Origin of the sequence: Amycolatopsis aidingensis, from assembly GCF_018885265.1 — a bacterium.
Taxonomy (GTDB): domain Bacteria; phylum Actinomycetota; class Actinomycetes; order Mycobacteriales; family Pseudonocardiaceae; genus Amycolatopsis; species Amycolatopsis aidingensis.
This window is the reverse complement of the sequence record NZ_CP076538.1, coordinates 5,480,717-5,499,531: the sequence shown is the minus strand read 5'-3', so window position 1 is coordinate 5,499,531 and position 18,815 is coordinate 5,480,717. Positions and strand designations below refer to the sequence as shown.

At 71.0% G+C, this 18,815-nt stretch carries 16 protein-coding genes; 7 read left to right on the top strand and 9 right to left on the bottom strand.

What is annotated here, in order from left to right:
- Positions 1-260: 260 nt before the first annotated feature.
- Positions 261-761, bottom strand: a complete 501-nt coding sequence (gene def / locus KOI47_RS24975) for a peptide deformylase (RefSeq protein WP_216208165.1) — start codon at positions 759-761, stop codon at positions 261-263.
- A gap of 158 nt (positions 762-919) precedes the next feature.
- On the opposite strand from def, the gene KOI47_RS24970 reads away from it, so the two are divergent.
- Positions 920-2,479, top strand: a complete 1,560-nt coding sequence (locus tag KOI47_RS24970; protein ID WP_216208162.1) for a hypothetical protein — start codon at positions 920-922, stop codon at positions 2,477-2,479.
- 171 nt (positions 2,480-2,650) lie between these two features.
- Positions 2,651-3,880 carry a glycosyltransferase gene (locus KOI47_RS24965; protein ID WP_216208159.1) on the top strand — a complete coding sequence of 410 codons (1,230 nt, stop codon included), beginning with the start codon at positions 2,651-2,653 and terminating at the stop codon, positions 3,878-3,880.
- Between the two features lie 37 nt (positions 3,881-3,917).
- Here KOI47_RS24965 and KOI47_RS24960 read toward each other — a convergent pair whose 3' ends face one another.
- Together KOI47_RS24960 and KOI47_RS24955 are read right to left on the bottom strand one after the other, a co-directional pair.
- Complete coding sequence (locus tag KOI47_RS24960; protein ID WP_216208156.1) at positions 3,918-4,418, bottom strand: DinB family protein; 501 nt, start codon at positions 4,416-4,418, stop codon at positions 3,918-3,920.
- A 41-nt stretch (positions 4,419-4,459) separates the two neighbouring features.
- Positions 4,460-5,086 carry a class I SAM-dependent methyltransferase gene (locus KOI47_RS24955; RefSeq protein ID WP_216208154.1) on the bottom strand — a complete coding sequence of 209 codons (627 nt, stop codon included), beginning with the start codon at positions 5,084-5,086 and terminating at the stop codon, positions 4,460-4,462.
- Positions 5,087-5,182: 96 nt separating this feature from the next.
- On the opposite strand from KOI47_RS24955, the gene KOI47_RS24950 reads away from it, so the two are divergent.
- On the top strand, positions 5,183-5,785 hold the full coding sequence (locus KOI47_RS24950) for a helix-turn-helix domain-containing protein (RefSeq protein WP_216208151.1): 603 nt from the start codon (positions 5,183-5,185) through the stop codon (positions 5,783-5,785).
- Here KOI47_RS24950 and KOI47_RS24945 read toward each other — a convergent pair.
- From KOI47_RS24945 to KOI47_RS24935, 3 genes are all read right to left on the bottom strand, one after another.
- Positions 5,772-6,074, bottom strand: coding sequence for a DUF1905 domain-containing protein (locus KOI47_RS24945; RefSeq protein ID WP_216208147.1), 303 nt, complete (start codon positions 6,072-6,074; stop codon positions 5,772-5,774). The two genes, KOI47_RS24950 and KOI47_RS24945, sit on opposite strands and share 14 nt — an antisense overlap.
- A 111-nt stretch (positions 6,075-6,185) precedes the next feature.
- Complete coding sequence (locus KOI47_RS24940) at positions 6,186-6,854, bottom strand: hypothetical protein (protein WP_216208144.1); 669 nt, start codon at positions 6,852-6,854, stop codon at positions 6,186-6,188.
- 382 nt (positions 6,855-7,236) lie between these two features.
- Positions 7,237-11,856 carry an ATP-dependent helicase gene (locus KOI47_RS24935; protein WP_216217533.1) on the bottom strand — a complete coding sequence of 1,540 codons (4,620 nt, stop codon included), beginning with the start codon at positions 11,854-11,856 and terminating at the stop codon, positions 7,237-7,239.
- A 123-nt stretch (positions 11,857-11,979) separates the two neighbouring features.
- Between KOI47_RS24935 and KOI47_RS24930 the strand changes: the two genes are divergently transcribed.
- Entirely contained in the window at positions 11,980-13,893 is a 1,914-nt protein-coding gene (locus KOI47_RS24930) for an Hsp70 family protein (protein ID WP_216208141.1), read from the top strand.
- 24 nt (positions 13,894-13,917) lie between these two features.
- Here KOI47_RS24930 and KOI47_RS36180 read toward each other — a convergent pair whose 3' ends face one another.
- The gene (locus KOI47_RS36180; protein ID WP_269756655.1) at positions 13,918-14,040 is read right to left on the bottom strand and encodes a hypothetical protein; all 123 of its coding nucleotides are present in this window, start codon (positions 14,038-14,040) and stop codon (positions 13,918-13,920) included.
- Between the two features lie 210 nt (positions 14,041-14,250).
- Between KOI47_RS36180 and KOI47_RS24925 the strand changes: the two genes are divergently transcribed.
- The 3 genes from KOI47_RS24925 to KOI47_RS24915 all read left to right on the top strand — a co-directional run bounded on the left by KOI47_RS24925 (position 14,251) and on the right by KOI47_RS24915 (position 16,340).
- On the top strand, positions 14,251-14,445 hold the full coding sequence (locus KOI47_RS24925) for a DUF3046 domain-containing protein (protein ID WP_216208139.1): 195 nt from the start codon (positions 14,251-14,253) through the stop codon (positions 14,443-14,445).
- Between the two features lie 256 nt (positions 14,446-14,701).
- Positions 14,702-15,751, top strand: coding sequence for a recombinase RecA (gene recA / locus KOI47_RS24920; protein WP_216208136.1), 1,050 nt, complete (start codon positions 14,702-14,704; stop codon positions 15,749-15,751).
- A gap of 52 nt (positions 15,752-15,803) precedes the next feature.
- Complete coding sequence (locus KOI47_RS24915) at positions 15,804-16,340, top strand: regulatory protein RecX (RefSeq protein WP_216208133.1); 537 nt, start codon at positions 15,804-15,806, stop codon at positions 16,338-16,340.
- 38 nt (positions 16,341-16,378) lie between these two features.
- On the opposite strand, the gene KOI47_RS24910 is transcribed toward KOI47_RS24915, so the two are convergent.
- Positions 16,379-17,290 (bottom strand): alpha/beta hydrolase, encoded by a 912-nt coding sequence (locus KOI47_RS24910; protein ID WP_232376233.1) that lies wholly within the window; start codon positions 17,288-17,290, stop codon positions 16,379-16,381.
- A 99-nt stretch (positions 17,291-17,389) separates the two neighbouring features.
- Complete coding sequence (locus KOI47_RS24905) at positions 17,390-18,814, bottom strand: endoglycoceramidase I (RefSeq protein ID WP_232376232.1); 1,425 nt, start codon at positions 18,812-18,814, stop codon at positions 17,390-17,392.
- Position 18,815: the final 1 nt, after the last annotated feature.

Genomic DNA, 18,815 nt, shown 5'->3' with positions numbered 1-18,815 from the left:
GGTGAGACCTGCTTGGCCCCGACAAGGGCTCAACCGAAGGCGCGCCCCACCGACCTCCCACCTGTTCGTGTGAGATTTCAGTAGGGCGTTCGCGGAGTGTCATCGACGTGGCGCGCGATCGCTAGCGACCAACGGAGGTAATACCGGCCGGGATTCCGTGCCGGACGGAGGTGTCCGTTCCCCCACTGGAGCCAGTGCCCGACCGGGGACACCGAACGTTGTCCACATGGGACATGGCTGTTACTCGAACGGAACCGGATTTACTTACGCCAGAACCAGTCCCGTTGCCGGGCCTCGCGCAACGCCTCGCGTTTGCGATTGGCCGCCAGCCGGTCCAGGTAGAGAATTCCGTCCAGGTGGTCGGTTTCGTGTTGCAGGCACTGCGCCATGACCCCATCGCCCCGCACGGTGACCGGTTCGTTGCGCAGGTCCACCCCGCGCACCACGGCCCGCTTCGCGCGGCGGGTGGGAAACCACAGCTCGGGCACGGAAAGGCAGCCCTCGTCGATCTCGTGCGTCTCCTCGGACAGCTCCACCAGTTCCGGGTTCAGCACGTAGCCCACCTGGTCCTCGACGTGGTAACTGAACGCCCGCAGCCCGACCCCGATCTGCGGCGCGGCCAGCCCGGCCCTGCCGGGGCCCGCCACCGTGTCCAGCAGGTCGGTGACCAGTGCCTCGGTCGCCTTGTCGAACCGGGTCACCGGGTCCGCGACACTCTTCAGCACCGGATCGCCGAAGTACCGCAGCTCGCGCACGGCCATCGTCACGTCCTCCGTTTCGCGGGCGAGAACTCGGGCAGGGAGGGCTCACCCTATCCGCGAGCCGCGCCGGGCAATCCGTTACCCGAGCCTCTTCTGCGTGCCGGGTCCCGGCGATAGGCTGCGGTGAGCACGAACGCTTGGCGAAAGGTGCCGCACGGGTGCGCAACCTGCCGATCCGAGGCCGGCCGTTGATCTTGGTCACCCTCGTGCTGGCGCTGGTGTTTCCCGCGGGTTGCACTGAGCCTGCCGAGTCGCCGACCCCCTCGACCACGGGCGAACCCCCGGTGCACCGGGCGCAGGCCCAGCGCCCGCCCCGGCCGACCACGGTACTGGCGGCGCGCCCCGGTGCGGAGGCCGCGATCGCCACCAGCGCCGCGCTGTTGCGCAGCGCGCCGGTCGCGGTGCTCGCCGCCGAGCGGGACCGGGATGGTGTGGCGACCGCGGGAACGATCGCCGAAAGGCTGGGGGCGCCCGTTCTGCTCACCGCGACCGGCGTCGACCCGGGGCCGGAGCTGGCCCGGCTCGATCCGCGCGCGGTGCTGGCCATCGGATCGCGGGCACAGCGCGTGGCGCGGGCGCAGCAGGAGCGGAAACAGGAGGGTGCGGTACCGGTGTTCGGCATCGAACCCGCCGGGGATCCCGGCTCGGTGCCGGAGCTGCCTGCGGAACTGCCCGTCACCGCCGCTCCCGAGCCCGCCGGGGTGACCGTGCTGGTCGACCAGGGACGAGACGATCCGGCCGCGGTGGCAACGGCCAGGGCTGTGGGCGCGACGATCGTCCCGGTGCACGGCACCGACCCACGGGCCGACCCGGCGGCCATCGAGGCGCTGCACGCCGACCCGCCCGGAGCCGTGCTGGCGCTGGGAAAGGAGTTCGGTCCCGCCGAGCGCCTGCGGGCCAGGCTGGAGGTGGCCGCGAAGGGCACGCGGCTGCCCGGCGGCGGTCAGGTCATGCTGCCGGGCAGGCGGCTGGTCTGCCTGTACGGCCATCCGGGTGCGCCCTCCCTTGGTGTGCTCGGGGAGCAGGGAGTCGGGGCGAGTATCGAGCGGGCCCGGCGCATGGCCGCGAAGTACGAACCGCTCAGCCGGGTTCCGGTCGTACCGGCCTTCGAGATCATCGCGACAGTGGCACACGGCGAGCCGGGGCCGGACGGGGACTACTCCGGTGAGTCGAGCGTCGCCTCGCTACGCCCATGGGTGGAGCGGGCCGGTGCGGCCGGGCTGTACGTCCTGCTCGACCTGCAACCGGGGCGGGCCGACCTGGCGGCGCAGGCGCGGCGGTACGAGCCGCTGCTGCGGCTACCCCACGTCGGGCTCGCCATCGACCCGGAATGGAAGCTCGGTCCGGACCAGCTACCGCTCCAGCAGGTCGGCGGCGTGGACGCGGCGGAGATCAACCGGACCTCGGCCTGGCTGGCCGAGCTGACGGCCGAGCACGACCTGCCGCAGAAGCTCTTCGTGGTGCACCAGTTCCGGCTGTCCATGATCCGGAACGAGTCCGCCCTGGTCACCGACCGGGACGAGCTGTCGCTGCTGATCCACATGGACGGGCAGGGCTCGACCGGGCAGAAGGACGCCACCTGGCGCGCGGTGGTCGGGGCCCGTCCCGGTGAGGTTCCGTTGGGTTGGAAGAACTTCTACGACGAGGACCACCCGATGCTCACCCCGGAGCAGACCATGTCCCGGCGCCCCACGCCGATGATGATCTCCTACCAGTAGCCCGGTTCCCGCCTGCGGCGACCGCGCCCGGCTTTTAATGGGAAGGCGAAAGAACCGCACCTCCCTGCCATTTTCAATTTATAGCGTACTGGGGGGCTTGCGGCAAGACCCGGGCGGTACCGCAGAATTGCCGGTCTCAAGTCGTTTACCTGCGAAAATGGGAGTCGCTAAGTGCGCGTGTTGTTGACGACGGTGGGATCGCGCGGGGATGTCGAACCGGTGGTGGGGCTCGCGGTGGCGTTGCGGGGACTCGGCGTCCAGGCGCGGGTGTGCGCGCCTCCGGACGAGGAGTTCGCGCGGCTGCTGGAGCGGGTCGGCGTGCCGCTGGTGCCACTGGGCCCTTCGGTGCGCTCGGTGGTCGCCGGGCCGAAACCACCGACTGCGGAAGACGCCTTCCGGTTCGCCGCCGAGCTGGTCACCGCGCGGTTCGAGACGCTGACCGCCGCGGCCGAGGGGTGTGACCTGCTGCTGGCGGCCGGCCTGATGCCGGCAGGCGCCAGGGATGTGGCCGAGAAGCTAGGTATCCGCTACGTGTACGCCTGCTTGCAGCTCTACGGGCTGCCCTCGCGGTACTTCGCGCCAGGGGCGCGGCCGGGCACACCCTCGCCGCAGGGGGAGACCGACCTCGAGACGCTGTGGGAGCAGGACGCCAAGCGGGTGAACGCGCTGTACGGCGAGGCGCTGAACAGCCATCGGGCGGCGATCGGGCTGCCGCCGGTGGACAACGTCCGCGACTACGTCTTCACCGACCAGCCGTGGCTGGCGGCGGACCCGGTGCTGTGTCCTTCGCAGGGCTGGACGGACCTCGACCTCGTGCACACCGGGGCGTGGATCCTGCCCGACGACCGCCCGCTCCCGGAAGGGCTGGAGGCGTTCCTTGACGCCGGCGCGCCACCGGTGTACGTGGGCTTCGGGAGCATGGCCTCCTATGCCCCGAAGGACATCGCCAGGGTGGCCATCGAGGCGGTCCGCGCGCGGGGGCGCCGGATCGTGCTCGCCAGCGGCTGGGCCGAACTGGCCCCGATCGACGACGCGGAGGACTGCTTCGTCGTCGGCGAGGTCAATCAGCAAGCCCTGTTCCGCAGGGTGGCCGCCGTCGTGCACCATGGCGGCGCGGGCACCACGACGACGGCGGCGCGGGCCGGCGCACCGCAGGTGGTGGTGCCGCAGATCGCGGACCAGCCGTACTTTGCCGACCGCGTGGCCGAACTGGGTATCGGTGTGGCACACGAGGGCTCGACACCGACCGTGGACTCCCTCTCCACCGCGCTCACCACGGCCCTGGACCCGGGGACCCGAGCCCGTGCCGGGGCCGTGGCCGGAACGATCCGAGCCGATGGGGCGACGGTGGCCGCGAAACTGCTCCTCGAGACCCAGGCTCAGGTCGGCGTCGGCCGGTAGCTGCGGAGGGCGATCCGGGCGCGGCCGTCCTGGCCACTCAGCGCCCGGTCGTGCCGTCGATCAGTTCGCGGAGGATGTCCGCGTGGCCCGCGTGCCTGCCGGTCTCCTCGATCATGTGGGTCAGTGCCCAGCGGATGCTGGGCGCGGGGCGGTCCGGCCGCGGACGGGGGAGGGGTGCGCCGAGATCGGTGCATCCCTCGAGCACGAGGTTCGCGGCCTGGACGGCCTTGCGGTAGCGGGCGAGGACAGCGGCCACGCTGTCCGCCGGTGCGGCCTGGAACGTCGCCTGCCAGTCGGTGACCTCGTCCCCGAGGAACATCGAACGTTCGACGAAGGTCAGGTGGTTGAGCAGGCCGAGCAGGTTCGTGCCGGACGGCACCGCGGCCGTGCGTACCTGCGGTTCGGGGGCACCCTCGACCTTGGCGGCGATCGAGGACCGGAGGTAGTCGAGGAATCCGCGCAGGACCTCGGTCTCGCTGCTGCCGGTGCGGGGTGGCGGGGTGTCGCGGCGGCGGTTGCGGCGCGTGGTACTGGGCACGGTGGTTCCTTCCTTCGTCGGGAGCGGCACGGTCGGCAGGGTCAGGCGGTGCCGCGGCGGATCAGCAGGATGTGGTCGGTGACCTCGGCGGTGCGCCCGCCCGGCCCGGTCGCGATCCTGCGGGGCGCCTCGGCCCGCTCGACCGGCCAGGTCGCCGGGTCCAGATCGATACCCGCGGCGACCTCCTGGGGGCTCGGGTACCGGAGGTCGGGATCCTGGTTCCACGACCACGGCGCGGTCGAGCCGTGGTCGACGACCAGCAGCCGCCCGCCAGGGCGCAGCGCCCGCGCGGCCGAGCGCAGCACGGTCGCGCGGGCCAGGTCGAAGGGCGTGTGCAGATAGTGGGCGCAGACGAGGTCGAACTCCCCCTGCGGGAAGGACTCGCGCAGGTCGTGCCGCTCGATGCCGATGCGTTCGGCAAGGCCGTGCGCGCGGGCGAGGGTGGCGAGCCGCTCGAGCGCCACGGCCGAGATGTCGACCGCGGTGACCCGCCAGCCCTGGCGGGCGAGCCACAGTGCGTCGCCGCCGTCGCCGCATCCGAGCTCCAGCGCCTCGCCGGGCGGCAGGCCCGCGATCGTCTCGGTGAGGCGGTCGTTCGGCCGCGGATCGGCGACTGCCGACCGGTCCGCGTGCACGCCGTCCCAGAACGTGGCCGCATCGGTGCTCATCAGAACTCCTGTCCATATGTGCTGTCGGTGTGCGCCCAGTCTTGCCAGGCCCGGCACGGCTGGCACGAAATCTTGCCGTTCCGGCAAGATGGCTCGGTGGACCGTGGAACGGAAGACGTGCTCGACGCGGTGGGGCCGCGGTTACGGGCGCTGCGCCGCGAGCGCGGCATTACCCTCGCCGACCTCGCGGCGGCGACCGGGGTGTCGGAGAGCACCCTGTCCCGGTTGGAGAGCGGACGGCGCCGGGCGACGCTGGAGTTGCTGCTGCCGTTGGCCCGCACCTACGACGTTCCGCTGGACGACCTCGTCGGCGCCCCGCGCACCGGCGACCCCCGGATCCACCTCAAGCCGATTCGCCGGTTCGGGATTACCTTCGTGCCGCTGTCCCGGCGGCCCGGCGGGGTGCACGCGTTCAAGATGATCATTCCGGCCCAGCCGGAACCACTCGAACCGAACCCGCAGACGCATGAGGGCTTCGAATGGCTCTACGTGCTCAATGGACGCCTGCGGCTCGTGCTCGGTGAGCGCGACCTGATCGTGCCGCCCGGCGAGGCAGCCGAGTTCGACACGAACCTGCCGCACTGGCTGGGCAGCGCCGACGGTGCGGTGGTCGAGCTGCTCATCCTGTTCGGCCCGCACGGGATGCGCGCGCACGTGCGGGCCGATGCCGGCGCGCTGCCGCCGGTCACAGGTCGATGAGCTCGACCGTCACGGTCGCGAGGTCGCCCGCGTCGAGGGCTTCCGCCTGGCGGACGGCCCGTTTGACGGGCAACACATAGCTGCCCCGCGCGCTGTCCGGGAAGATCGAGGTCCGCCAGGTGGTCCCGCCGATGGTGACCCGCACCCGCAGTGAGCCGAAGCCACGACCCGGTGGACCGGCCAGGTCCCGGATCTCCTCGGATTCCTCGATCGGGAGGCTGACGAAGATCCAGCTGTCCCCGCGGCGGGCATCCCATACCCACAGCTCGGCATCGAAAACTACGACCATCGGCTCATCGTCACACCCAGCACCGACAATCCCGGGCCGGCCCGCGCGAGGTCGTTACCGGTCGACGGCAGGGCAACCGCGTCGGTTGCCCTGCCGTCGACCGCTTTCTGGTCAGCCGTGGTTTCCGCTGCCGACGGTGTTTCCGCTGCCGCCGTTGCTGTTGCCGTTTCCGCCGTTGTTGTTGCTGCCGTGGATGTTGCCGTTCCCGCCGATATTTCCTTGGCCGGCGTTGTTTCCGGTGCCGCCGTTGTTGTTACCGGGGCCGCCGATCAGTGGCAGGACAATGTGGTGCCCGGCGACGTTGATGTTTCCGCTGCCGACGGTGTTTCCGCTGCCGCCGTTGCTGTTGCCGTTTCCGCCGTTGTTGTTGCTGCCGTGGATGTTGCCGTTCCCGCCGACGTTTCCTTGGCCGGCGTTGTTTCCGGTGCCGCCGTTGTTGTTACCCGGCCCGCCGGCCACCAGCGTGTCATGCTGCCGGCCGTGGTTTCCGCTGCCGACGATGTTGCCGCTGCCGCCGTTGCTGTTGCCATTGCCGCCGTTGTTGGCCGAGCCGATGGTGTTGCCGTTACCACCCATGTTGTCCTGGCCGGCGTTGTTGCCGTTGCCACCGTTGGTGTTCCCGGTCGGGACGATGTTGTTGCTCAGTACGTTGACGTTGGAAACGAGGGGCTGGGCGAACAGCCGGTCCTCGGAAGCCGGGCTGGAGTCAGCGAATGCTGGTGTTCCGATGAGCAGAAGTCCAGCCGTCGTGGCGCCAACAACCAGCACTTTCTTGACCACGGGTATCTCCTCGGTGCTAACTATCAAGATCAATAAATGACGATGCCGAAATCGGGTGGCACTACAAGGCTGTCCTCCTTGTGTGTCGAAACGGCGGGCCGTATTTCCATGCCGGGCACACGTTAGCGTAGGCCTCGAACGGTCATCCATGGGCATCACCCCAAAGTGGTCCGGCGGCAGCGGACGAAACCCGAATTTCTCAGAAATTGATCTTCGAAATTGTGAAGAGATGGCACACTTCCGTGTTTGAACTAACCTGGATGGCCCAGTAGCCGACCGGATCGCTGCTCGGAGGGCGTCCTCCCGCGGGCCCGGGTCACGCTTTCAGGGATAGGTCTTGCCGAGCCGGAGTAGTGCGGTCTTGCCGGGATACCCGCAGGGGTCAGGCACGCAGCCGCAGGCCCTTCGGGGTGGCGCGGAAACCGGCCTCGCGCAGGATGTCGGCGAGGCCGGAGGTGAGCGCCTGCTCGCCATCGGCGCGCTGCACTGCGAGCTGCCCGAGCCAGCCTTCGCGCACGGCGGTGGAAAGGGCCTGCGCCGCCGCACGCAGGGCCGCATCGTCCTCGGTGAAGGACAGCAGGGAGCGCCCGCCGCGTTCCACGTACAGCGTGGGCACCCCATCGACCAGCACGGCCAGCGCCCCCGCCTTGCGGGCGGGCCGGTGCCTGGTCTCGCCGAGCGGCGTGGGCCAGGGCAGTGCCGCGCCGTAGGGCTGCGCGGGGTCGGCCGCGGCCAGCACGATGGCCTCGTTCCCCGTCCGCTGCCCCGCCGGATCGGCAAGGGCCCGCAGCCGGTCGACCGCGCCGCGCGCGGCGAACTGGGCCGCGCCCAGCCCTTCCACCACATACCCGCGGATGACCTGCCCGGAGTCCTCCATCCCGCGCAGCACCTTGTAGATCCCGGAGAATCCGCCGCTCACCCGCTCGGTTTCAAGTGCGCCCCTGGTGAGCACGCCGTGCCGTTCCAGGAATGCCTCGGTCCTGGCATGTGTGCGCCGGGTGGGGTCGGCGTCCCGTGGCGGGGTCAGCGCCCAGCGCCCGGCCACGGTCGGTGGCCCGGTGCGCGAGGGCATGGCCGGGCGGCTCGCTCGCATCCGGGCATACCGGCCCCGGGGCGCGGACCGGCGAGGCTTGTGTGCGGCACCCCGGCCGGATACCTGCGCGCGCAACGGCCCGAGGGTGTCCCCGGTGACCATCCCGGCCCACACCAGTTCCCACAACGCGGTCACCACGTCGGCGTCGTTCGGTGCGGACGGCAGCAGCGGGGTCACCCGGTCCACCATCTGGCGGAAGAACAGCGCCCCGCCATCCAGAGTGGAGATGATCGCTTGGTGCAGCGGGCCGTCCGGGGCCGTCTCCTCGACCTCGGGCAGCAGCAGGTCGGCCAGGTCGGCACCGGCCAGCGCCAGCCAGCCGTCCCCGCCGGGCAGTGTCCCGCAGCCGCACCAGACCACCTCGCCTGCGGCCGTCAGCTCGTCCAGCAGCGCGGGGTAGTAGCCCGGCAGCCTGCTGGGCAGGATCAGTGACTCCAGCGCGCTCGCCGGCAGTGGTGCGCCCGCGAGCTGGTCCACAACGGACAGCACATCGTCCGCGGTGGGTGCGGACCTCACCCGGCCACCGATGCCGTGCCAGGACGGCAGGAACCGGCCCAGCGCGGCCGGTTCCACCGGCTCCACCTCGGCGCGCAGCTTTGCCAGCGAGGCCCGCCGCAACCGACGCAGCACCCCGGCATCGCAGTATTCCGTCCCACCAGGCTCGGGCATCCGCTCGTGGCTCACCGGGCTCAGCTCACCGCGGACCAGCCTGCCCTCGGCGGTCAGCCGGTCCAGCACGCCGGTCACCACCGACACCCCGAGCCCGAAGCGTCGCGCGGCCTGCCGTGCCGGGAACGGGCCCCGGCCACGGGCATACCGGGCGAGCAGGTCGCCGAGCGGGTCCGCCACCGGTTCGGTGAACGCCTCCGGAACCCCGATCGGCAGCGCCACCCCCAGCGCGTCCCGGACCCGGCCCGCGTCCTCGATGGCGATGGCGCGCTCCTCGCCCGCGATCCGTACCCGGATGACCCGCCGCTGCGCCACCAGTTCGGCGAGCCACTCCGGCCGGATCCCGCGCTGCCCCGCCTCTTCCTCGGACAGGTCGCCGAGGAACTTCAGCAGGTCCGCCGCGTCCTCCTGGCCGCGGGCCTGCCGGTCGGGGTCGAGCCGTTGCAGGGACCGTTCCACCGACTCGACCACCTCGGCGTCCAGCAGTTCCCTGATCGCCTCGGTGCCGAGCAGCTCGGCCAGCAACGCCGAGTCCAGCGAAAGGGCCGCGGCCCTCCGCTCCGCCAGTGGCGCATCGGTCTCGTAGAGGAACATGCCGACGTAGCCGAACAGCAGGCTGCGCGCGAACGGCGAGGCCGACTCGGTCTCCACCTCCACCACCCGCACCTTGCGGGCCCGCACATCGGCCATCAGCTCGCGCAGCCCGCCCACGTCATAGACGTCCTGTAGGCATTCCCGCATGGCCTCCAGCACCACCGGGAACCGCTCGTACTTGGCCGCCACCCCGAGCAACTGCGCGGCCCGTTGCCGCTGCTGCCACAGCGGGGTGCGGCGGCGCGGGTCCCGGCGCGGCAACAGCAGGGATCGCGCCGCGCACTCCCGGAACCGGGCCGCGAACAGTGCCGATCCACTGACCTCGGCGACGATCAGCTGCTCCACCTCCTCCGAATCCAGCAGCACGTCCTGCGCGCCGAGGGTGAGTTCGGTGCCGTTGTCGTCCAGCGTCTCGGGCAGCCGCAGCACGATCCCGTCGTCGGAATGCGCCACCTGCGCGTCCACCCCGCGCTGCTCGCGCAGCCGCGCGGCGATCGCCAGCGCCCACGGCGCGTTCACCTGCCCGCCGAACGGGGAGTGCAGCACCACCCGCCAGTCGCCCAGCTCGTCCCGGAAACGTTCCAGCAGGATCGTGCGGTCATCCGGGATATGCCGCGCGGCCTGGCGCTGCTCGTCCAGGTAACCGAGCAGGTTGGTACTGGCCGATTCGTCCAGCCCGGCCGCGGTGGCCCGCCCGCGGGCCGCCTCCGGATCGGCCACCGCCTCGGCCGCCACCTCCCGGACGAAGGCCCCGAGCGCACGCCCCAGCTCCAGCGGCCTGCCGGGGGCGTCCCCCTTCCAGAACGGCATCCTCGCCGGTTCACCCGGTGCGGGGACCACGACGACCCGGTCGTGGGTGATGTCGGTGACCCGCCAGGAGGAGGTGCCGAGCAGGATCGTGTCGCCCACCCTGGACTCGTAGACCATCTCCTCGTCCAGCTCGCCCACCCGCGACCCCGGTTTGCCCTCCTCTCCGGGGGTGGTCACGGTGAAAAGGCCACGGTCCGGGATGGTGCCGCCGGAGGTGACCGCCAGGCGCTGCGCCCCGGGCCGCCCGCGCAGCTCACCGGTCACCCGGTCCCAGGTGATCCGCGCGCGCAGCTCGCCGAACTCCTCGCTGGGGTAGCGGCCCGCCAGCATGTCCAGCACGGCGTGCAGGGCATCGTCCGGCAGCGCGGTGAACGGGGCCGCCCTGCGTACGGTGGCCGCGAGGTCCTCGACCGTCCTCGGCTCCACCGCGACCATGCCCACCACCTGCTGGGCCAGCACGTCCAGCGGGTTGCGCGGGTAACGGACCGCCTCGATCCGGCCGGCCGCCATCCGCTCGGCCACCACCGCGCAGGAGACCAGGTCACCGCGGAACTTCGGGAACATCACCCCGCTGGACACGGCGCCGACCTGGTGCCCGGCCCTGCCGACCCGCTGCATCCCGGAAGCCACCGTCGGCGGGGCCTCGATCTGCACCACCAGGTCGACCGCGCCCATGTCGATGCCAAGCTCCAGCGAGGAAGTGGCCACCACGCAGGGCAGCTTGCCCGATTTCAGCTCCTCCTCGACCAGGGTGCGCTGCTCCCGGGACATGGACCCGTGGTGCGCCCTGGCCACGGTGGCCACGGCGCCGGTGGCCAGCCCGGACTCACCGATGGCCTCGGCGGGGAACGTGTCTCCCGGTTCCAGTTCGGTCCGTTCGGCGGCGAGCTCGTTCAGCCGCGCGGTGAGCCGTTCGGTGAGCCTGCGGGAGTTGGCGAACACGATGGTCGAGCGATGCGCCCTGATCAGCTCGAGCACCCGTTCCTCGACGGCGGGCCAGATGGACGGTCGCGGCAGCTCCGCCCCAGTCCTCTCCTCGTCCATATCGGACTGCTGCATCGGGTCGCGCGGTTGCGGCGGGGAGGTCAGGTCGGCCATGTTCTCGACCGGGACCTCGACCCGCACCTCGATGGTCTTGGCCAGCTCCGGCCGCACCACCTGGACCGGCCTGCCACCGGCGAGGAAGGAACTCACCTCGTCGATCGGCCGTACGGTTGCGGACAGCCCGATCCGCTGCGCGGGCCGGGGCAGCAGCTCGTCCAGCCGCTCAAGGGACAGCGCGAGGTGCGCCCCGCGTTTGCCACCGGCCATCGCGTGCACCTCGTCCACGATCACCGTCTCCACCCCGCGCAGCGACTCCCTTGCCGCCGAGGTGAGCAGCAGGAACAGCGACTCCGGCGTGGTGACCAGCACATCCGGCGGGGTGCGGGCGAAGGATCGGCGCTCGGTGGCCGGGGTGTCTCCGGTGCGCATGCCCACGGTGATCTCGGGTGGGGTACCGCCCAGCCGCCGGGTCGCCTGCGAGATCCCGGCCAGCGGGGCGCGCAGGTTGCGCTGGACGTCCACCGCCAGGGCCTTCAACGGTGAGACGTACAGCACCCGGCAGCGGCGGACGGCCTCCGCGGGCGGTGCCGAGGTCGCCAGCCGGTCCAGCGCCCAGAGGAAGGCGGCCAGCGTCTTGCCCGAGCCGGTCGGCGCGACGACCAGGGCGTGTTCCCCGGCGTGCGCGGCCCGCCACGCCCCCGCCTGCGCCTCGGTAGGCGCGGCGAAGGCCCCGGCGAACCAGTCCCTGGTCGCGGGGGAGAACAGCTCGAGCACATCGGTCACGTCATCCATGATGCGACCGGGCACCGACAGTTTCCTGGCGGGACGATCTGCCGGGTTATGTCCACCCCGGTCCCGCGCGCATGGCAGCATCACCGGCGACGTGGCCGGCAGAGCTGAGTGCAAGGGAGAGCCGTGCGGGTCCTTTCGGTGGATCTCGGGACATCCAACACGGTGGCCGTGCTGTCCGCGCACGGCCGTGCGCCGTGGGTGATCGAAGTGGACGGCTCGGCGACCATGCCCTCGGCGGTGTTCGCGGGCGAGGACGGCACGCTCATGGTCGGCCGGGACGCCGAGCGGCGGGCCAGGCTGGACCCGACCCGGTTCGAGCCCAACCCCAAACGCCGGGTGGACGAGCAGACGCTGCTGCTCGGCGAGGACGTGGTCCCGGTGAACGAGGCGCTGGCCGCGGTGCTGCGCAGGGTGCTCGAGGAGACGTCCCGGCAGCTCGGCGGCGAGCAGCCGGACGAGGTGCGGCTGACCCACCCCGCGCAGTGGGGACCGGTGCGCCGCAACGTGCTGCTGTCCGCGGCCCGGCTGGCCGGGATGAACAAGGGCGTCTCCCTGGTGCCGGAGCCGGTCGCGGCCGCGGCGCACTTCGCTTCCTTCCCTGGTAAGGCACTGGTTCCCGGTCAGGCGCTGGCGGTGTACGACCTTGGCGCGGGCACCTTCGACGTCGCGGTGGTCGGGGCCACCCAGAACGGCTTCACGGTGCTGGCCGAGGACGGCCTGCCCGATCTCGGTGGCCTGGATGTGGACCAGGCGCTACTGGTGCACGTCGGCCGCGAGGTCTCGCACGCCGACCCGCAGCGCTGGCAGCGGCTGTTGCGCCCGGAGTCCACCGGCGACCGGCGCACCCGGCGTGCGCTGCAGGAGGACGTGAAGGCCGCCAAGGAGGCGCTGTCCCGGCACCCGCAGACCGAGGTGCCGATGCCGGAGCCGTTCACCGACGTGCTGGTCACCAGGGCGGAGCTGGAGGCGCTGGTCCGTCCCGCCATGCTGCGCAGCGTCGAGCTGCTGGGCCGGACCGTGCACTCGGCGGGACTCTCCGCTGAGCACCTGGCGGGTATCTACCTGGTCGGAGGGTCCAGCAGGCTTCCGCTGGTCGGCACCATGATCGCGGAGAAGCTCGGGGTCGTGCCGGGCAGCCTCGACCAGCCGGAGGCCGCGGTCGCGCTCGGGGCACACCATGTGTCGGCGGACGGCCTGAGCATGCGCACGCAGAACGTGGACGGGCCGATGGCCGCGACCGGTGCGCCATACCAGCAGGGCCGTTCCGCACCGCGCCCGCACCCGCAGCCACAACCGCCCCAGGCGCCCCAGGCGGTCCCGCCTGGCCAGCACCAGCAGCCGTTCCATCCCGGCAGCGGCCCGCAGCCAGCCCTGAACGCGCCCCAGCAGGCCGCGCAGGCCAACTTCCCGACCTACCCCGCGGCTTCGACGCAACCCGCCAAGGCCGCAGGCGGCAGGCGGAAGCTGCTGCTCGGGATCGCGGCGGCCGTGCTGGTGGTCCTGCTGGGCGGCGCGGCGTTCTTCCTGCTGAACAGGCCCTCGGTGGCCACCTACAGCGCGGCGGAATGCCAGCAGCCGGGGCAGACCGACGACAAGGGCTTCACCGGCTGCCTGCGGCAGCTGGCGGGCACGATCGCGGAGCAGGGCGGGTGCAATCCGGGGATGGGTACCGGGCCTGCCGCCGCGGCCAACCCCGATGAGCTCGGCGTCTCGGTCACCTGTCCCGCACCGGGAAGGGCCGGGGCGCAGGTGACCTACCTGCACGGCAGCTCAGCCGAGGCGCTGCGGGAGTACACCGACGGGCTGCTGAACCGCACCGGCGGCGGGGACCGGGTCGAGGCGCGCTGGAAGGGCAACGCGCTGGACGGCCGCTACACCGCGACGGCAGGCAGGGACTCCGCCGTGCTGGTGTTCAACGTGCCCGACCGCCCGGTGGTGGGCTTCATCTACGAGGTCAACACCGCGGGCGCGGAACCGGCGGACAACCGGTCCTCGCTTGCCGACTACTTCGAACGGACCATCCAGCCCGGCGAGTGACGGCCGGCCCGTCGGTCCTGTCTCCTACTTGTTCCGGTTGCGCCAGGCCACCACCACGACCACCAGCGCGGCGGTCACCACCGCGATGGAGGCGAGGGTGAGCGCGGTCGGAGCCCAGGACGGCATCGTCGCCTGTGTCAGGAACATCCCTCCACGGTACGACGCGGGCCCGGGGCCAGGCTGTGTTGGTAAGGGGCGCGGTCGCCGAACCCCGTCTACGGACCGTGACTGGGTCATGGCCCGGTGCACTGGCGGACGGGCGGCCCGCAGCCGGGTTCGCGAGGCCCGCGGCCACACCGCGCGCCCACGCATCACCTCAGGCAACCACCTTCTGAAGCAACGCCTAGGCTGGAACGGATGCGTATCACGGTGTTCCGGCGGCTGATGGCGGAGGAGTTCGGCGCCGTCCGTGCGGAGATGCTGGCCAGGGACCATGTGCTCAGCGGGCTCGGTGGCCGGACCGTCGAACAGGCCCTCGCCGCGGGGACCCCGGCCAAGGAAGTCTGGCAGGAGGTCTGCGCCGCGTTCGAGGTGCCAGCCGAACGGCGGTGACCCGCCGCGTGTCCCAATCGGACCCAAGCGTGCTGACCAGCATCGACACCGGAAATTCCGCCCCAGGGGCGTGTCGCTACCAGCCTCGAACAGACGTTCGGCTATGGTGTTGTCCACATCAGGGTCAGCTGATCCACAGATCGCCATCGGGCCCTGGAATTGTCGGTCCCGACCCGTAGCGTCGGACCCGACGGCACACAACCGCAGACAAGCTCCAGATTCCGACAACAGGCTCCTACCAGCGAGGTGGATTCTCATGCCAGCAGCACCGGACCGGGAAAAGGCGCTCGAGCTGGCCCTTGCGCAGATCGACAAGCAGTACGGCAAGGGCTCGGTGATGCGTCTCGGCGACGAGGGAAGGGCACCGATCGAGGTGATTCCCACCGGCGCCATCGCATTGGATGTGGCGCTCGGCATCGGGGGCCTGCCCCGCGGCCGGGTCGTGGAGGTGTACGGGCCCGAGTCCTCGGGTAAGACCACGGTGGCCCTGCACGCGGTCGCCAACGCGCAGCGCAACGGCGGTATCGCGGCCTTCGTGGACGCCGAGCACGCGCTGGACCCGGAATACGCCAAGGTGCTCGGGGTGGACACCGACGCGCTGCTGGTGTCCCAGCCGGACACCGGGGAGCAGGCACTGGAGATCGCGGACATGCTGATCCGCTCCGGCGCGCTGGACATCCTGGTGATCGACTCGGTGGCCGCGCTGGTCCCGCGCGCGGAGATCGAGGGCGAGATGGGTGACTCGCACGTCGGCCTGCAGGCCCGCCTGATGAGCCAGGCGCTGCGCAAGCTCACCGGCGCGCTGCACAACTCCGGCACCACCGCGGTTTTCATCAACCAGCTGCGGGAGAAGGTCGGCGTCATGTTCGGCTCCCCGGAGACCACCACCGGTGGTAAGGCGCTGAAGTTCTACGCCTCGGTCCGGCTGGACGTACGGCGGATCGAGACGTTGAAGGACGGCGGCGAGCCGGTCGGCAACCGCACCAGGGTGAAGGTGGTGAAGAACAAGGTCGCGCCGCCGTTCAAACAGGCCGAGTTCGACATCCTCTACGGCGTCGGCGTCTCCAGGGAGGGCTCCCTCATCGACATGGGGGTGGATCAGGGCATCCTGCGCAAGTCCGGGGCCTGGTACACCTACGAGGGCGACCAGCTCGGCCAGGGTAAGGAGAACGCGCGGCGGTTCCTGCGTGACAACCCCGATATCGCCAACGAGATCGAGAAGCGGATCAAGGAGAAGCTCGGCATCGGTGCCAAGGTGGACGCCGAGGAAGCACCGGCGCAGGAGCCGGCTCCGGTCGACTTCTAGCGCGTGCGGCCGATCGTGTCGCGCGTTTCCGGACAAGCATCGAGGGGCGGGTATGGCGAAGGTTGATCCAGCCGAGTTGTCGCCCGAGGATGCCTGGCGCAAGGCCAAAGAGGTCTGTTTCGACCTGCTCGCCATCCGGTCGCGGACCAAGGACGAGCTTCGGCATGCCCTGCGGCGCAAGGGATTCGACGAGGAGACCAGGGAGACCCTGCTGGGCAAACTGGACTCATCCGGCCTGGTCGACGATGCCGCGTTCGCGGAATCGTGGGTGCGCTCTCGCCATGCCAACCAGGGCCTGGCGAGAAGCGCGCTCGTCGCCGAGCTGAAACGCAAGGGGGTGGAGGACGAGATCGCGGTGCAGGCCGCGAGCGAGGTGGACCGGGACTCCGAGGAGGAACGGGCCCGCGAGCTGGTGCGCAAGCGGCTACGGGTGCTGGGCAACGTCGACGAGCAGACCGCGATCCGGCGGCTGCTCGGCGCGCTCGCCCGCAAGGGCTACCCGCAGGGCCTGTCCTATGCGGTGGTGCGTGAGGAGCTGCGCAACGCCGGGGCCGAGGCCACCATGCTGGACAACGCGCTGCCCGACTGATGATCACGGCGCGCGCTTCGCGTGGACCGTGCCGTCGTTCACCAGCCGAGTTGGCTGTCGAGCCAGGTGTGCAGGTCGTCGAGTGCTGCACTGGCCATGGGCGTAGCGTGCCCGGTGAAGCCATGCGGTGCGGCGGGATAGACCCGCAGGTCGACATCGACGCCGCCGACGGAAAGCAGCGCGGCCATGGCGACGTTGTCGCGCAACAGGATGTCCTCTTCTCCGACCATGATCAGCACCGGTGGCAGGTTCGCCGGGTCGGCGTAGATCGGAGAGATGTCCGGGTGGGTGCGGTCGGGCGCCAGACCTGCGTAGGCCTCGATGAAGTACTCGTCGGCGATCAGACGTCCGCTGGGCGTCTGCCCGCTGAGGTCGTAGGTGCCGAACTGCAGCGCGGCGGCACTGAATGCGGCAATGCCGCGATCGCGGAGGCGAACGAGAGTGGTCATCGCGAGGGTGGCGCCCGCGGAGAAGCCACCGATGGCGAGGCGACGTATGCCGAACCGGTCGGCCGCGTGCTCCGCGAGCCATAATGCTGCGGTCTCGCAGTCGTCGGGCGCCGCCGGCCACGGATGCTCGGGCGCCAACCGGTAGTCGACGCTGACGACCACGATGCCGAGCGTGTCCGCCAGTTCACGGTTGCGGACATCGTTTCCCGCCGCAGATCCCAGGTAGAACCCACCGCCATGGATGTCCAGGAACACACCCTTGACGGCGGTCGACGTCGGGACGTGAATCCGCACCGGGACCGTGCGGTCGCCGTGGCCGGCCACTTCGACGACCGCGGGAGGGCTCGATGGAGCCGGAGGTTTCACCGCGTCGCGGATCGACTTCAGCTCGCTCCAGCCGCTCGGGCCCCGGCCCACGCCGCGCTTCTCATAGAACTCGCGGGTCGAGTCGACCAGCGGAATCAGCCGAGGGTCGATCAACTGCGACAGGCCGAGCTGCACAGGCCCACGATAACGGGCCGCCGTGATCGCGACCCCGGCGACCGCGATGCCCCGGCCGCGCGCAGCCAGACGGCTTCAGCCGCGCCTTCCTGACCCGAGCTAGCCGCCCCGGATGGAGACGGTGACCGACCCGGTCTGCTCGGCCCGCACCAGGACGAGCGGGGCCCCGGGCTCGGAGATGACGGTCCCGCCGGTCACCGACACCTCGTACCCGTGCGGATAGTGCAGGTCGGACACGTAGATCTCGGTTGGCGCCTGCCCGCCGTCGGCCTGGTAGGTGTAGCGGAAGTTCCCGTTCGCCGGATCGAAACTCAGCTCGCTCGGGGTTCCCGCGGTGGCCCGTGGGTAGGTTCGCACGAGTTCCTTACCGAGTTCACCGGTGAACGGGTCGGTTCCCGGCTCCGAGCCGGAAACACTCTGGTAGTGCCAGTACTGCCAGCCGACGAACCGGGCGTCGGCATGCTCGAGGGTGGCACCGAGCACCTCCGGGTCGCCGTCCCCGAACTCGGTCAACAGGGCGGGAATCCCGGTACGGCCGAGAAAGGCGTCGGCGTTCGCCCAGGTGATCTCCTGCTGCGCCGGGCACAGCGCGCGCAGCTGCTCGGGCAAGCCGAGATAGATGGCCGCCTGGCTGGGGATGCAGTAGTCGTGGAAGGAGAATGCCACCCGGTCATCGGCCAGCGGCGGGGTCAGCGGCGGCTGGGCCAGATGCGTTGGCATCATCTGGTTCCAGGTCACGTTGGGCTCCCAGAACACCGGCAACTCCGGGGCGACCGTACGAATCCGCGCGGTCAGCCGCTCGTGCGCGGCCTGGTACTTCCTGTCGAAACCCGGGCAACCGGCGGGAAAACAGCTCAGTGCCGCGGAACCGGGCCAGGGTTCGTTCAGCAGCTCGATGCCGAGCACCGCCGGGTCGCCGGCAACCCGCTCGGCGAGCGCGGCCAGCGCGTCACCGAGATAGCCGAGCACACCATGGCTGTCGTTCCACACCTCGTCCCAGCCCGCGTTCATGCTGGGCAACAGGTAGTACAGCGGGAACTCCAGCTTCGGTTCCCACCAGTGCGGCCGGGACCGCAGCGCCCACGGCGGGAACCCGTTTCCTCCCCAGACCTTGCTGAGCCCGTCCTGGTGGTTGTCCAGCAGCACCCAGATCCCGGCTTCCGCCAATGTCCGCACGGTGCGCGCGATCCGGTCCAGATAGGCATGATCGATCTCGCCGCGCCGGGGCATCAGCCCGTCGAAGGAGACCCCGAGGCGCACGGTGTTGAACCCGTGCCCGGCCAGCAGCGCGGCGTCGGTGGCGGTCACCGTGAAGCCGTCACCCGGCTCGACGTACGGCGCCTGCTTGTCCACGTTGTTCACGCCGTGCAGGAGCACCTTCCGGTCCTGCTCGTCCACCAGCCAGCGGCCCTGCACCGACAACCGGCTGGTGCCCGGTTGCGGTGCGGCCGTCACCGGAGGCGGGGCCGCTACCGACCCGGTGAGCACCATGAGTACCGCGAGCAGTCCACCCAGCCGCCGCATG

Bases quoted from the DNA above. Each gene is read 5' to 3' on its own strand.
- def (WP_216208165.1), bottom strand. From the start codon at position 761: ATGGCCGTGCGCGAGCTGCGGTACTTCGGCGATCCGGTGCTGAAGAGT.
- KOI47_RS24955 (WP_216208154.1), bottom strand. From the start codon at position 5,086: ATGAGCACCGATGCGGCCACGTTCTGGGACGGCGTGCACGCGGACCGG.
- KOI47_RS24945 (WP_216208147.1), bottom strand. From the start codon at position 6,074: ATGGTCGTAGTTTTCGATGCCGAGCTGTGGGTATGGGATGCCCGCCGC.
- KOI47_RS24935 (WP_216217533.1), bottom strand. From the start codon at position 11,856: ATGGATGACGTGACCGATGTGCTCGAGCTGTTCTCCCCCGCGACCAGG.
- KOI47_RS36180 (WP_269756655.1), bottom strand. From the start codon at position 14,040: ATGTTCCTGACACAGGCGACGATGCCGTCCTGGGCTCCGACCGCGCTC.
- KOI47_RS24925 (WP_216208139.1), top strand. From the start codon at position 14,251: ATGCGTATCACGGTGTTCCGGCGGCTGATGGCGGAGGAGTTCGGCGCC.
- recA (WP_216208136.1), top strand. From the start codon at position 14,702: ATGCCAGCAGCACCGGACCGGGAAAAGGCGCTCGAGCTGGCCCTTGCG.
- KOI47_RS24915 (WP_216208133.1), top strand. From the start codon at position 15,804: ATGGCGAAGGTTGATCCAGCCGAGTTGTCGCCCGAGGATGCCTGGCGC.
- KOI47_RS24905 (WP_232376232.1), bottom strand. From the start codon at position 18,814: ATGCGGCGGCTGGGTGGACTGCTCGCGGTACTCATGGTGCTCACCGGG.